General features: G+C 73.2%; 11 protein-coding genes. 8 read left to right on the forward strand and 3 right to left on the reverse strand.

Annotated elements, in window-relative coordinates:
• Positions 1 to 4 precede the first annotated feature (4 nt).
• The 3 genes from LIX60_RS04955 to LIX60_RS04965 form a co-directional block, all read right to left on the reverse strand.
• Positions 5 to 1,339, reverse strand: a complete 1,335-nt coding sequence (locus LIX60_RS04955) for an ABC transporter substrate-binding protein (RefSeq protein ID WP_227957367.1) — start codon at positions 1,337 to 1,339, stop codon at positions 5 to 7.
• A complete protein-coding gene (locus tag LIX60_RS04960; RefSeq protein ID WP_227957368.1) occupies positions 1,336 to 2,991 on the reverse strand; it encodes a glycoside hydrolase family 13 protein in 1,656 nt (551 codons plus the stop codon). The genes LIX60_RS04955 and LIX60_RS04960 overlap by 4 nt, the downstream gene beginning before the upstream one ends.
• Positions 2,992 to 3,230: 239 nt before the next feature.
• Positions 3,231 to 4,508, reverse strand: coding sequence for an ABC transporter substrate-binding protein (locus LIX60_RS04965; RefSeq protein ID WP_227957369.1), 1,278 nt, complete (start codon positions 4,506 to 4,508; stop codon positions 3,231 to 3,233).
• 172 nt (positions 4,509 to 4,680) lie between these two features.
• Here LIX60_RS04965 and LIX60_RS04970 point away from each other — a divergent pair, with 172 nt between their 5' ends.
• The 8 genes from LIX60_RS04970 (at position 4,681) to LIX60_RS05005 (ending at position 13,634) form a co-directional block, all read left to right on the forward strand.
• A complete protein-coding gene (locus LIX60_RS04970) occupies positions 4,681 to 5,187 on the forward strand; it encodes a PadR family transcriptional regulator (protein ID WP_125624245.1) in 507 nt (168 codons plus the stop codon).
• Positions 5,188 to 5,327: 140 nt separating this feature from the next.
• Positions 5,328 to 6,053 carry an ABC transporter ATP-binding protein gene (locus LIX60_RS04975; protein ID WP_227962622.1) on the forward strand — a complete coding sequence of 242 codons (726 nt, stop codon included), beginning with the start codon at positions 5,328 to 5,330 and terminating at the stop codon, positions 6,051 to 6,053.
• Between the two features lie 5 nt (positions 6,054 to 6,058).
• A complete protein-coding gene (locus LIX60_RS04980) occupies positions 6,059 to 8,368 on the forward strand; it encodes an ABC transporter permease (RefSeq protein ID WP_227957370.1) in 2,310 nt (769 codons plus the stop codon).
• Between the two features lie 530 nt (positions 8,369 to 8,898).
• The gene (locus tag LIX60_RS04985) at positions 8,899 to 9,630 is read left to right on the forward strand and encodes an IclR family transcriptional regulator (protein ID WP_227957371.1); all 732 of its coding nucleotides are present in this window, start codon (positions 8,899 to 8,901) and stop codon (positions 9,628 to 9,630) included.
• Between the two features lie 392 nt (positions 9,631 to 10,022).
• A complete protein-coding gene (locus LIX60_RS04990; RefSeq protein ID WP_227957372.1) occupies positions 10,023 to 11,084 on the forward strand; it encodes an aromatic ring-hydroxylating dioxygenase subunit alpha in 1,062 nt (353 codons plus the stop codon).
• Positions 11,081 to 11,317, forward strand: a complete 237-nt coding sequence (locus LIX60_RS04995) for a hypothetical protein (protein ID WP_308101092.1) — start codon at positions 11,081 to 11,083, stop codon at positions 11,315 to 11,317. Before LIX60_RS04990 ends, LIX60_RS04995 begins: the two co-directional genes overlap by 4 nt.
• Positions 11,318 to 11,330: 13 nt before the next feature.
• The gene (locus LIX60_RS05000) at positions 11,331 to 12,311 is read left to right on the forward strand and encodes a PDR/VanB family oxidoreductase (RefSeq protein ID WP_227957373.1); all 981 of its coding nucleotides are present in this window, start codon (positions 11,331 to 11,333) and stop codon (positions 12,309 to 12,311) included.
• A 573-nt stretch (positions 12,312 to 12,884) separates the two neighbouring features.
• On the forward strand, positions 12,885 to 13,634 hold the full coding sequence (locus tag LIX60_RS05005) for a polysaccharide deacetylase family protein (protein WP_227957374.1): 750 nt from the start codon (positions 12,885 to 12,887) through the stop codon (positions 13,632 to 13,634).
• Positions 13,635 to 13,815: the final 181 nt, after the last annotated feature.

Here is a 13,815-nt window from a genome sequence, read left to right on the forward strand (position 1 = left end):
GTCCTCAGTCCTTGTAGGCCTTGGCCGCGGCGGCCTCGAGCTTCGCCGCCGTCGCCTTCGGGTCGGAGGGGTCGCGGAGGAAGTCCTGCAGCAGCTTCCACTCGCCGACTCCGGCGGTGCCGCCGAAGGCGGCCGGGGCCTGGTCGGACATGTCGAAGCGCACCGCGTCGCCGGCCTCGACCAGGGAGACGGCGATCTCGCGGGTCGTCTCGTCCCGGTACGCCTCGGGCTCGAGGGACTCGTTGGGGGAGATGAAGCCGCCCTCCGCCGCCCAGATCTCCGCGGCTTCGGGGGTGGCCAGGAACTCCACGAGCTGCTGGGCGGCCTCCGGGTTCTTGCCGGCCTTGAGCACGGCGGCCGCGTCCCCGCCGCCCACCACCGGCGGCTTGCCGTCACCGACGGCCGGGAAGGGGAAGAACTTGGCGTCCTCGCCGACCTTCTTCTTGTGGTCGCCGGCGACGATGCCGCCGACGAAGTCGCCCTCGTAGACCATGCCCGCCTCGGGGTCGTTGCCGAAGACCTGCTCGACGGACTCGGGGAAGTCGGTGCGCAGCGCGCCGGCGCCGCCGCCGGCGACGAGGTTCTTGTCCGCGAACAGTTCGCCGAGTGTGGTCAGGGCCTTGACGACGCTGGGGTGGGTCCAGGGGATCTCGTGGGCGGCGAGCTTGTCGTAGTTCTTGGGCCCGGCCTGGGAGAGGTAGACGTTCTCGAACCAGTCGGTGAGCGTCCAGCCGTCCTGGCCCGCGACGGCGAAGGCGGGCATACCGGACTCGGAGAGGGTCTTCCCGGTCTCCAGCATCCGGTCGTAGCTCTCGGGCGGTTCGACGCCGGCCTGCTCGAAGGCGCCGGGGCTGTACCAGACGGTCGACTTGTTGGACGCCTTGAAGTACAGGCCGTAGTACGTGCCGTTGACGGTGCCGTAGTCGCGCCAGACCGGCGCGAAGTGGATGCCGGCCTTCTGGTAGGTCCTGGCGGACAGCTTCTGGAGCCAGCCCTTGTCGGCGAACTGCTGGAGCACGCCCGGCTGGGGGACCATCACCACGTCGGGGGCGTTGCCGCCCTCGATCTTCGTGCCGATGAAGGTGGAGAGGCTGTCGCCGGTGGGGACGAAGCGGGTCTCTGCGCCGGTCTTCTCGGAGAAGGCGTCCAGCACCTTCTGGAAGTTCTTCTGCTCGGTGCCGGTCCACACGCCGGCGACCGTCACCGTCTCGCCCCGGAGCTTCTGGGAGCCGGAGCCGGAGTCCGCGGAGGTGCCGCCGCCGCATGCGGTCGCGGTGAGGGCGAGGCCGAGCACCGCAGTGCCGGCCGCCGTGCGCCGCCGTCTCGTGGTGTGCTTCATCGGGTGGTTCCCTTCGTGGAGAGATCGCTGATCCACCAGGCGGTGGTCGAGCCGGGGAGGATCCCGGCGGGGCAGTCCCCGCTGGCGAGCAGCGGGGTGCCGGGGACGGGCGCCGGTACGGGGTGGAGGCCGAAGTTGACCGCGCACACCAAGCCGTCGCCGCGGACGAAGGCGAGGACCTCCGGCGGGGTCTCCAGCCAGCGCAGGCCGTCCTGGCGCAACTGGGGCAGGGTGCGGCGCAGTTGGAGTCCGTCGCGGTAGAGGTGCCAGAAGGAGCGGGTGTCGGCGAGCGCCCGGTCGGTGGCGTGTTCCGCGAACCACTGGGGCTGCGGCAGCCACGGGCTGGCCGCGCCCTCGCCGGTGGTGAAGCCGAACGGGGAGGCGTGGCCGGACCAGGGCAGCGGCACCCGGCAGCCGTCGCGGACCCGGCGGCGGCTGCCGGTGCGGCGGAAGATGGGGTCGGTGAGCACCTCGTCGGGCAGGTCGACGACCTCGGGCAGTCCGAGTTCCTCGCCCTGGTAGACGTAGGCGGCGCCGGGCAGGGCGAGCATCAGCAGGGCGGCGGCGCGGGCGCGGGCCGGGCCGACGGTGGTGTTCTCGCCCGCGTAGCGGGTGACGGTCCGCACCTGGTCGTGGTTGTTGAGCACCCAGGTGACGGTGGAGCCGGTGCCGGCGATGTCGGTGAGGGCCTCGCCGATGGTCTTCCGGAAGGCGTCGACGTCCCATGCGGCGCTCAGCAGGTCGAAGAAGAACGCCTGGTGCAGTTCGTCGGGGCGTACGTAGCGCGCGTGCTCGCGGGCCGTGGGCACGGACACCTCGCCGACGAGGAGCCGGTCGAACCCGTCGCGGGCGGTGTACTCCTCGCAGACCGCGCGCCAGTCGCGCCACACCTGGTGGACCTCCGGCTGGTTCCAGGCGAGGGGGTTGACCGAGTCGCGGGCGCGTTCGTCGGCCTCCGGGTCCGGGGAGTCGGGGAGTTCGGGGTGTTTGAAGAGGCCGGCGGCGACGTCGATGCGGAAGCCGTCCACGCCGCGGTCGAGCCAGAAGCGCAGGACCTCTTCAAAGGAGCGGCCGGTCTCCGGGTTGCGCCAGTTGAGGTCGGGCTGCTCGGGGGTGAAGAGGTGGAGGTACCACTGGCCGGGCCGGCCGTCGGGTTCGGTGACGCGGGACCAGGCCGGTCCGCCGAACATGGCGCGCCAGTTGTTGGGCGGCAGTTCGCCCCGCTCCCCGCGTCCGTCGGCGAAGTGGAAGCGGGCGCGGTCCGGGCCGCCGGGCTCGTCCGCCAGGGCGGCGCGGAACCACGGGTGCTCGCTGGAGCAGTGGTTCGGGACGATGTCGATGACGACCTTGAGGCCGAGCCGGTGGGCGTCGCCGACGAGGCGGTCGAACTCTGCGAGGTCCCCGAAGGTCTCGTCGACGCCGCAGTAGTCCGCCACGTCGTAGCCGTGGTCGTGGTGCGGTGAGGGGTAGAACGGGCTGAGCCAGATGCCGTCCACACCGAGCTTCTTGAGGTACGGCAGCCCGGCGCGGACGCCGGTGAGGTCCCCGATGCCGTCCCCGGTGCTGTCGAGAAAGCTGCGGACGTAGATCTGGTAGATCACGGCATCCCGCCACCAGTGTGCGGTGGTGGTCGGTGTGGTGGTGGTGAGCATGGCTGACACCTGTTCGCTCGGTCGCTCGGCGGTGCTGCGGCCGCGCTGTTCCGGCGCCGCTGCTATGCATGCATGTTATGTAGCGATGACGAACGGGTGTCAACGAGTGTGCAGCACAAAGCGGCGAGGGTGGGGGGATTCGTCCCGTTATACGGAAGAATTCCCGGCAGGCCGTTACCTAACAGGTAAGTAGAAGAAGGTCTCCCGGAGCATCCGAGAGAACAGCGTGGGGCGGGCCGTCAGCCCTTGCGGACGATCGCCCGGAGCTCCCGCTCCAGACGCGCCACCCCGGACGCGGGCGTCTCCCGCTGCGCCATCACGTCGTGCACCACGGCCTGGACCGCCAGGTTCACCTGCTCGTAGCGCGGGCTCTTCGGCCGCGGCTTCGCGGCCAGCACGCTCTCCCGGAGCGTCGGCAGATACGGAAACCGCCGCACCAGCCCGGGGTCCTCGTACAGCTCCGCCCACACGGGCGGCAGCGCGCCCTCGGTGAGCACCCGCCGCTGGACCGTCTCACTGGTCAGATAGGCCAGCAGGTCCGCCGCCGACTCCTGGTGCCGGGAGCGGGCGTTGACCGCGAGGTTCGAGCCGCCGAGAATGCCCGCGGCGGGACCGTCCCGGCCGGGCAGCGGGACCACGCCGAACCTGCCCGCCACCTTCGACTCCGCGCCGCCGGCCAGCGCGTGGACGTACGGCCAGTTGCGGAGGAAGAGCAGCCGGCCCTCCTGGAAGGCGCGCCGGGACTCCTCCTCCTTGTAGCTGAGGGCCTCATCCGGGATCCATCCCTCCCGCACCCCGTCCGCGAGGAACTCCAGCCCCTCCCGGGCCTCGGGGGAGCCGACCGTGACCCGGCTGCCCTCGTCCGCGAGGATCGAACCGCCGGCGGACTGCACGGCCTCGGCGGCGTTCACCGTCAGGCCCTCGTACGGCAGGAACTGCCCGGCGTAGCCGTCCAGACCGTGCTCCGGGGCCACCGTGCGCGCCAGCCGCTCCAGCTCGCCCCAGGTGCGCGGCGGCTTCTCGCCCGCCCGCTCCAGGATGTCCTTGCGGTAGTAGAGCAGGCCCGCGTTGGTGACATACGGCAGCGCGTGCAGCCGCCCGCCGAAGGTGGCGGTGTCGACCACGGGCGGCAGGAAGCGTTTGACGGGGAAGCGGTCGGCGTTCAGCGGGGCGATCCAGCCGGCCGCGGCGAACTCGGACGTCCAGGCGACGTCGATGTTGAGGACGTCGTAGCGGTCGCTGCCGGAGCGCAGGCTCGTGGACATCTGGGCCCGCACCTCGTCGGCCGCCTCGGGCAGTTCGACGAGCGTGACCTTCTCGTGCGGGTGTGCGCGGTTCCAGTCCGCCAGGACGCCCCGCAGATAGCCGGTGAGGTCGCCGCCCGTCACCAGCGTCAGAGGGCCGCGGCCTCCGGAGCCGGCGGTCCGCTCCCCCGCCCCGGCCTGCGGGCCCGCGTAACCGGCGAGGATCACCGCGGCGGCGAGGAGCCCCCTACCCGCGGCCCGCGTCCACCGCATAGGTTCCTCCTTGGCACTCGGCGCCGGCGGCCCGCCCGGCGTCCAAGGCCCCTGTATACCCGTTGGGCATACGGGATACTAGGGGTCGCGACAATGTGCTGGGGCGATCGGGCTCACAGCCGGAGCCGGCCCCCCAACAAGCAGGTAGGGCCGGGGAAGGAGGCGGGAGTCCGTGCGTCTGCCCCTCCTGGCACTCCTGGCGAAGGGGCCCGCCCACGGATACGAGCTCAAGCAGGCTCTTGAGAAGCTTCTGGGCGCCGCGTACCCTCAGCCGAACATCGGGCAGATCTACGTCACTCTCGGCAGGCTGGAGAAAGCGGGACTGATCGAGGGCGAGGACGTCGCCCAGACGGCGCGGCCGAACAAACGCATCTACCGGCTCACGCCCGCGGGGCGGGAGGCGGTGGCCGCCTGGTTCGAGGAGCCGACCGCCGAGCCCCGGGTGCGGGACGAGTTCTTCATGAAGCTCGCCCTGGCTCCCGACTCGGGGGTGGCCGACCAGATCGCCCTGATCAACAAGCAGCGCCGCCACTACCTCAACACCATGCGCGATCTGTCGAAGCTGGCCGCGGCCGAGGACCGGGACAACCGCGTGGCTCAGCTGCTCATCGAGGGCGCGATGCTGCATCTGCAGGCGGATCTCGACTGGTTGGAGCGTTGTCAGGAGGAGCTGGAGTGAGCCGCGAGAACCACGAGACGGCTCCCGCCGGGGCCGGCGGGACGGGCCCGGCCCGGGAACCGGGTGCGGACACCGCCGGAGAGACGTCCCGCGCCGGTGCCGCGCCCGGTGTCAGCGGTGACGGGCCGGGTGGTCCCCTCCTGCGCGCGGAGGGCCTGGTCAAGACCCACCGCACCGACGGCGCCCCGGTCCGGGCCGTCCGCGGCGTCGACCTGAGCGTGGGCCGCGGCGAGTTCCTGGCGGTCACCGGCCCCTCCGGCGCGGGGAAGTCCACCCTGCTGCACCTCCTGGGCGGACTCGACCGGCCGGACGAGGGACGCATCTGGCTCGACGGCCGCCGGGTGGACGGCTACAGCGAGGCCCGCTGGGCGGTGCTCCGCCGCCGCGGCGTCGGCATCGTCTTCCAGTTCTTCAACCTGGTCTCCCATCTCACGGTGGCCGACAACGTCGAGCTTCCCGCGCTGCTCGCGGGCCGCTCCCCCAAGGAGGCCCGGGAGAGCCGCGCCGAGCTCCTCGCCGACCTCGGTCTGGACGGCAAGGAGAACAGCACGCCCGGCGAGCTGTCCGGCGGCGAGCAGCAGCGCGTGGCCCTCGCCCGCGCCCTCGTCAACCACCCGGACGTGCTGCTCGCCGACGAACCCGCCGGCAGCCTCGACAGCAAGGGCACCCGCGAGGTGCTGCGGCTGCTCTCCCGCTTCCACGCGCGCGGCCAGACCATCGTGCTCGTCACCCACGACGCCCGGATGGCGAGCGCCGCGGACCGGGTGATCAGCCTCTTCGACGGCCGGATCGCGGACGACGCCGTGCTCGGCGGCGGCGCCCCGCGCACCGGCGGCGTGTCCGGCGTGCTCGAACTGAAGGGCTGAACGGAATGCGTGCCACGGTGCGCTGGGTGCGCGCCGATCTCCGGGTGCACCGCGGGGAGGCGCTGTTCCTGGTGCTCGCCACGGCCGGGATCATCGCCTCGCTGCTGCTCGCGGGCGCTTTCCTCACCTACGCCGCCAACCCCTGGCAGCGGGTCTTCACCCAGTCGTCCGGCGCGCATGTGTGGATCCACACCAAGGCGTCGGCCGACGCGGGAACGCTGGCCGGGCTCGACGGGGTCCGGGCCGCGTCCGGGCCGTTCCCCACGGCGGGCGTCACCGCCGAGCTGGGCGGCGACCGGGCGGCGGTGCGGCTGCGCGCCGCCGGGGCCCGGCCGCCCGCGGTCGGCCGCCCGCTGCCCGTCTCCGGACGGTGGCTCGGCCCCGGCACCCCGGACGGCGTCGTCCTGGAGAGCTCGGTGGCCCGCGCCCTGTGGGCCGAGCCGGGTGACGCGCTGCGGGTCCGGGGCCCGGACGGCACCGTCCGCCGGCTGCGGGTGGTGGGCGTCGCCGACAGCGCGGAGCCGCGGTACGCCCCGGGGGAGAACCCCGGCACCGGCTGGGTGCTCCCCGCGGCGCTGGAACGCCTCGCGCCGGAGGAGGACCGCCGCGGCCTCGCGGTGGGTCTGCGGCTGGACGACCCGGAGGACACCGACTTCGCCGTCCAGCAGGCCGTCACCGCGCTCGGCGCCGACCAGATCGCCGAGGTGTCCACCTGGAAGCAGGCGCGGGCCGAGGCCGTCGGCGGCGACCGGCTCCTCGGGCTGCTGCTGGGCGCGTTCGGGATCGGCGCGCTGCTGGCCGCGGCCATGGCGGTCGCGGGCGCGGTCGGCACCCGGGTCCACGGCCATCTGCGGGACATCTCCGTCCTCAAAGCCGTCGGTTTCACCCCCGCGCAGCTCGTCCGGATGTTCCTGGCCGAGTATCTCGCCCTGGCACTGGCCGGGGTGGCCGCCGGAGCCCTCCTCACGGAGCTGCTCGGCCCGCACCTGCCCGGCCGGACCGGGGAGGCGATGCGGCTGTGGCGGGAACTTCCCGAGCACACCTGGGTCCCCCTGGTGACGGCGGCGGGCGCCGTGCTCCTCATCGCCGCCACCACGGCGTCCGCGGCCTGGCGGGCGGGGCGGGTCCCGCCCGTGCCCGTGGCGCGCGCGGCGGTCCCGGCGGGCCGCCGGATGTCGGGCACGGCCCGGCGCGCCCTCGGCCTGCGGCTGCCGCCGGCTCTGGTACTGGGCTGGCGCGGTGCCTTCCACCGGCCCGGGCGGTCGGCCGCCGCCGTCGGACGGCTGGCCGTACCGCTGCTGCTGATCACCGTGGCACTGAGCGCGTGGAGCACCCTCGACCGGTTCGAGAGCCGGCCGGAGGAGGTCGGTCTGGCGGCCTCCCTCGTCGTGCGCGGGGACGGGATGGACGACGGGGAACTGCGGCGGCGGCTGGCCGCCGAGGACGGGGTGGCCGCGGCGCTCCCGGGTGCGGAGGCCGAAGCGCTCGTCCCGGGCCAGACCGGCACGATCACCCTGCGCGGGCTGGGCACGGCGGCCCAGCCGTACCCGTTCTCCATCGCCGAGGGCCGGGCGCCGCGGGGGCCGGACGAGGCGGTGGCCGGGCAGGGACTCCTCGACCTGCTGCACGTGGAGGTCGGCGACTGGGTCCGCATGACCGTCGGCGGCCGCCCGCAGGTGCTCCACCTCGTCGGCCGCAGCATCGAGCCGGAGGACGGCGGGCGGGTGGTCTCCACCTCCCTCGACACCCTGCGGGAGGGCGGCGCCGCGGACGGGCCGGGCTTCTACCGGCTGGTGCCGGCGGAGGGCGCCGATCCGGCGGCCGTCGGCGCCCGGCTGTCCCGGGACGCCGACGGCGGGCTCGACGTACGGGAGACCGCCAATCCGGCGGACCGGCTGTCGTCCGTGCGGGGCGTGATCGTGGGGCTGGTCGCGGTGCTGGCGCTGATCGGTCTCGCGGAGCTGTCGACGACCATCGCCGCGGGCGTGCGGGAGCGCCGCCGTGACCTGCTGGCGCTCAAAGCCATCGGGCTGACGCCTCGTCAGATCATGGCGGTGATCGTGGCGGGCACCGGCTTCACCGCCCTGGCCGCCACCGCGGCCGGCATCCTCCTCGGCGCCCCGGCCGCCGGCTGGCTGATCGACCTCCAGGGCGCCTCCTCCGGTATCGGCGCGGGCATCGCCCAACCGCCGTCACCGGCCGCGCTGGTGCTGATGGGCACCGCCGTGGTGGCCGGGGCGATCGCCGTCTCGGTCCCGCCCGCCGCCCGCGCCGTGCGCCGGCGCCTGGCGGACTCGCTCAGCGACACCCTCTGAGGCGCCGGGGACCTTGCGATCGCACGCGCCGGACGTCGCCGGGCCCCCGTTGAGAAGCTGGACGAGGAAGGTCGTTCACGGCGTGCCTCCGGCGTCGGGGTGTTGCTGACCAGGGGTCGGCTTCCCCGCGCCGTTGGGGCCCGTCACCGCGCCCGCGCGTCCGGAGCGGCGAGCCCGGGCGGGCGGCCGAACGGCCGGTTGCGGTACCGCCTCGGGCACGAAAAACACGTCACGCTCCGCGGTGCCCTGCATCTCGACACGGGCAACGGCGTCCTGCACACTGACCGGCGCGCAGGGGGCATCCGGTGGGTTTCCGGCGGGCACGGCGGACAGATGGGACGGGAGTGCCGGTGGGGAACGCGGCCGCGGACGGAGCCGAGCAGACCCGGCGCGAACCGCCGGCGGCGGAACCGCACACCCAGGGACGGGGAAGCCGCACGGGTCCGCTCTCCCCCAGCCCGGGTTCACAGCACCCCCGGACGGGACAGCCGGGCAGGATCCGCCGCGTCTCCCGGTCCGGCAGCGGGCCCGTGCTGGGCCGGGCACTGCAGATCCTCGGCGCTTTCAGCACGGACCACCCCGAGATGTCGCTGAGCGAGCTGTCCCGGAAATCCGGTCTTCCGGTGTCGACCGTGCACCGGATGCTGGGCGAGCTGACGGCCTGGGGAGCTCTGGAACGGGGTGCGGACGGCCGTTACCGGATCGGCCTGCGGCTGTGGCAGGTCGGCTCGCTGGCGCCGCGCAGCCAGGGACTGCGGGAGCACGCGATGCCGTTCCTGCAGGACCTTTCCCAGATCACCCGCGAGAACGTGCAGTTGGCTGTACGTGAAGGGGCCGAACTCGTCTTCGTCGAGCGCATCGCCGGGTCCGGTGCGGTACCCGTGCTCACCCGCGTGGGCGGGCGGTTCGCCCTGACAGCCACCGGCGTCGGACTGGTGCTGCTCGCGCATGCCCCCGTCGACGTGCAGGAGCAGGTGCTCACCGGCCCCCTCGAGCGCTTCACGCCCCGCACCATCACCGATCCGCAGGTGTTGCGCCGCCTGCTGGCCGGCATCCGGGCCAACGGCTACGCGGTCAGCGAGCGTCAAGTCACGATGGATTCACTGTCGGTCGCCGCCCCGGTGCGCGACGGCGACAACGCGGTGATCGCCGCCGTGTCACTGGTGGTTCACCACGGCAGTGCCTCACCGCGCGCGCTGGCGCAACTCGTCTGCACCAGCGCCCGGGCCATCTCGCGCGCCATGGCCGCGCCGCGCGCCTGACGTCACCGACCGCCCGGGCCTTGCACGCGGGTGACCGCGGGCGGCGGAACACCGTCTGCCGCTCCCCCACGGGCCCACGCACGCAGACACGCAGGCACGCACCCGGGGAGTATTCCGACAATGTTTCCCGGCATCCGGAAAGGCCCCTGGGCGACGGGGCCGGCCAGCGGGCACCATGAACCGACGATGCGGCGTCCGGGCCACCACTCGCCGCCGGGCCACGCCGACCGGGTGTGCGCCACGGGCTCCGACGACCGCACCGCGCTCGGCCCCATAAGAAGCTCGGCCCCCATGAGAACTGCCGCGTCCCGCCCCTTTGGACTCACCTGCCGTTGCGGCCCGGACCGGGCCCGCCGAGAGCGGCACCGGACCCCTACCTGAAGGGAACAACCATGACCGCCTTTGTGCGAAATCAGTGGTACGTCGCCGCTTACGGCCGCGAGGTCGGGCGCGAACTTCTCGGACGGACCGTACTGGGTGAGCCGATCCTGCTGTACCGCACCGAGGACGGCCGGGCCGTGGCGATGTCCGACCGGTGTGTGCACCGCCGGTTCCCCCTGTCCCAGGCACCGAGCCGCCTGGACGGTGACCAAGTGATGTGCGGCTACCACGGTTTCACCTACGGCACCGACGGCATCTGCGTCTTCGTACCCGGACAACAGCGCATCCCGCGCACGGCACGCCTGAAGACCTACCCGGTCATCGAACAGGACTCCTTCCTATGGGTGTGGATCGGCGACCACGAGCCCGGCAGCATCGTGCCGCCGCGCGCCCCCTGGATGGACTCCCCCGACTACACCGTCGTGTCCGGGATGGAGCCGATCGACGGCAACTACGGACTGCTCGTCGACAACCTCCTGGACCTCTCCCACGAGACCTACCTGCACGGCGGCTACATCGGCACCCCGGAGGTCGCGCGGACGCCCATCACCACCGAGGTCGACGACGCGGCCGGGATCGTCTACGTGAGCCGGCACATGGACGACGCGGAGTGCCCGCCGTTCTACGCGAAGTCCACCGGCATCGACACCCGGATCACGCGGTGGCAGGACATCGAGTACCACGCCCCGTGCCTGTACCTGCTCCACTCCCGCATCGCCCCCGTCGGCGCCCCCGGCCCCGCCCCGGACGGCAGCGACCCGCACGCCTTCCATGTGGAGGTCGTCTACGGCATCACCCCCTCCACCGAGCGGACCACCTACGACTTCTGGGCGGTCGCCCGCGACTTCGCGCTCGGCGACGAGAAGGTCAGCGAGTTCCTGCACACCAGCAACCACACCGTGGTCATGCAGGACGTGGTGGCCCTCAACGCGCTGCAGAAGTCCCTGGACACCGAGAAGCCCGGCTACCAGGAGCTGAGCATCAACATCGACACCGGCGGCCTCGCCGCCCGGCGGATCCTCGCCCGCCTGGCACAGGCCGGTGCGGACCAGCCGGCCGCGGTGGCCCGGTGAGGGCCCTCCACCCCGCCGCCCTGACGGGCGACGGCGTCTTCCGTATTCACTGGCTGCTGGGCACGGACCGGCTGCTGGCCGTCTGCCACTGCGGTGCCGAGCGCCAGTTCGAGGATCCGGAGGAGGTGTGGGACTGGCTCCTGGGCCATCCCGAGGACCATCACCCCGGCACCGCCGTCGAGCCCGGCGGCTCCGGCCCCACCCGTCCCCGGCCGCACCCCGTCCCGGCATAGCGGAGGAAGAACCGTGACCACCGTGATCGCCCCGGGCGTCGCGGCCGAGGCCGAGCTCGATCTGACCGTGGCACGCAAGGAGGCCCTCGCGGAGGGCGTCGTGCGCCTGACGCTGACGCGTCCCGGCGGGTCACCGCTGCCCGAGTGGACCCCGGGCGCCCACGTCGATCTGTGTCTCGGCCCCGGCCTGGTACGGCAGTACTCACTGTGCTCCGATCCGGCCGACCGCTCCCGGTGGCAGGTGGCGGTCCTGCGGGAACCGGAAAGCCGTGGCGGCTCGGAACACGTCCACGACCGCCTTCACGAAGGGGCCCGGGTGAGGGTGCGCGGGCCGCGCAACCGCTTCCCGCTGGAGGCATCACCCCGGTACCTGTTCATCGCGGGCGGCATCGGCATCACCCCGATCCTTCCCATGATCGGCCAGGCGGAACGGCAGGGAGCCGCCTGGCACCTGGCCTACGGCGGACGCAGACGCGCCACGATGGCGTTCCGTGAACAACTCCGCGCGGCGTACGGAGAGCGGGTCACCCTCCATCCCCAGGACGAGTGCGGCGTACTCGACCTGAACGGGCTGCCGGCCACCCCTCAGCAGGACACGCTGGTCTACTGCTGCGGGCCCGAGGGTCTGCTGAAGGCCGTGGAGCAGCACTGCTCACTCGCCTGGCCACCGGGCGTACTGCGCCTGGAGCGGTTCGCTCCCGCGGACCCCGCCCCGCGGGGTCCCGGCGAGGCGTTCGAGGTGGAGCTCGCCCGCAGCGGCATCACGGTGTCCGTGCCGCCGGGCCGGAGTGTCCTCCAGGCCGTCGAGGAGGCGGGGGTGCCGGTGCTGTCCTCCTGCCGGGAGGGCACCTGCGGCACCTGCGAGACCGCCGTCCTGGACGGGGCCGTGGACCACCGTGACTCCCTGCTCACACCGGACGAACAAGCCGCCGGCGACACCATGTTCATCTGCGTCTCGCGCGCCGCCTGCCCCCGCCTCGTCCTGGATCTCTGACGGCCCGCCGCCGCCCGTGGCGCCGCCGCGCGAGCCCGCCCTCTGGCCGGTGAAGCAGGAAGAAGAGCCAACAAGCTGCGGGCGTGTTGTCGTTATGGCCGCCCGCGCCACCCGGGTTGAACGCGTGGAATCCGGTGCGCACGGCCCGGCGCCGCGCCGTGTGCGCACTCCCGCGCCGGAGGGGACGGCACTCGGCGCAACGACCGGAAAAATTCCGGAAATTCTCGCTCCCCGGGCGGGCGGCAAACCCCTTCACCCCGGCAGCCGCCCGCCCCGGACAGCCACCCGCCGCATGGCGGAGCCGACCGCTTCGACCTCCCCCTCCGCCCCGCATCCGGTCCGCCGCGCCACCCCCTCTCGGCAACACTCGCCCTCGCTATCCCAACTCGCGTTCCCTATACGGCTCTTGACCTGACTCCGGAGCACCCTTATGGTTACCCAGCTCTTACCGGTAACTCCTCCGAAATATTTCGGTAACGCTGTGTGTCGGAGGGCCGTTCGACGCTCGCGCCGTACGCACCCCCCACCTCCACCCCGCCCCCACCTGGCACCACCGCGAAGAAGGGATGAGCCGTGACCCCGACCGACACCACCACCCCCCGAGCCCCCCACAGGCTCCGCAGACTCCGCAGACTCCGCCGAACCCTGCTGTCCGCGCTGCTCGCGGGCGGCATCGCGCTCACCGCCGCACCCGCCGCCACCGCCGGTTCCACCGGCGCCGACCGCGCCCAGGCCACGATCGTCACCTCCACCGGACGCGGCGGGAACTCCGTCGCCTTCACCTTCGACGACGGCCCCGGCGCCAACACCCCGCAGATGCTGGACGTGCTGAAGAAGAACGGTGTGAAGGCCGTCTTCTGCCTCTGGGGCGACCACGTCCGGCAGAACCCGGACATGGTGCGCCGGATCGTCAACGAGGGCCATACGCTGTGCAACCACTCCATGCAGCACCAGGACATGGGCGGCTGGTCGGCCGACCAGGTCCGGCAGAACCTCGAACAGACCAATAACGCGATCCGCCAGGCCGTGCCGGGCGCCCAGATACCGTACTACCGCGCTCCGTACGGCAGTTGGGGCCAGTCCGCCGACGTGGCGGCCTCCATGGGCATGACGCCGCTGGGCTGGCGCGCCGACATCGCCGACTGGCAGCCGCCGGGCGCCGACACCCTCACGCAGCGCCTGCGCCAGGCCATCACCCCGGGCGCCGTCGTCCTCATGCACGACGGCGGCGGCGACCGCAGCCAGACCGTGACCGCCGTCGACCGGGTCATCCCGGAGTTCAAGGGCCAGGGCTGGAGCTTCGACCTGCCCGCCCGGCAGTAGCCGGCCGCGGGCCCCGCGGCCTCGGGGCCGCCACCCCGCACACCCGCACACCCGCACCCCGCACGACCCGCCGCCGCGGGGACCGCCAGGACTGGGCCGGCCCCCGCGGCGGCTCGGTCGACCCGGGCGACTCCGCCCCGCCCCACTGCGCTCGCCTCGCCCCTGGAGCCGCACCACCGCT

Origin of the sequence: Streptomyces sp. S07_1.15 (assembly GCF_020739505.1) — a bacterium.
GTDB lineage: Bacteria > Actinomycetota > Actinomycetes > Streptomycetales > Streptomycetaceae > Streptomyces > Streptomyces xinghaiensis.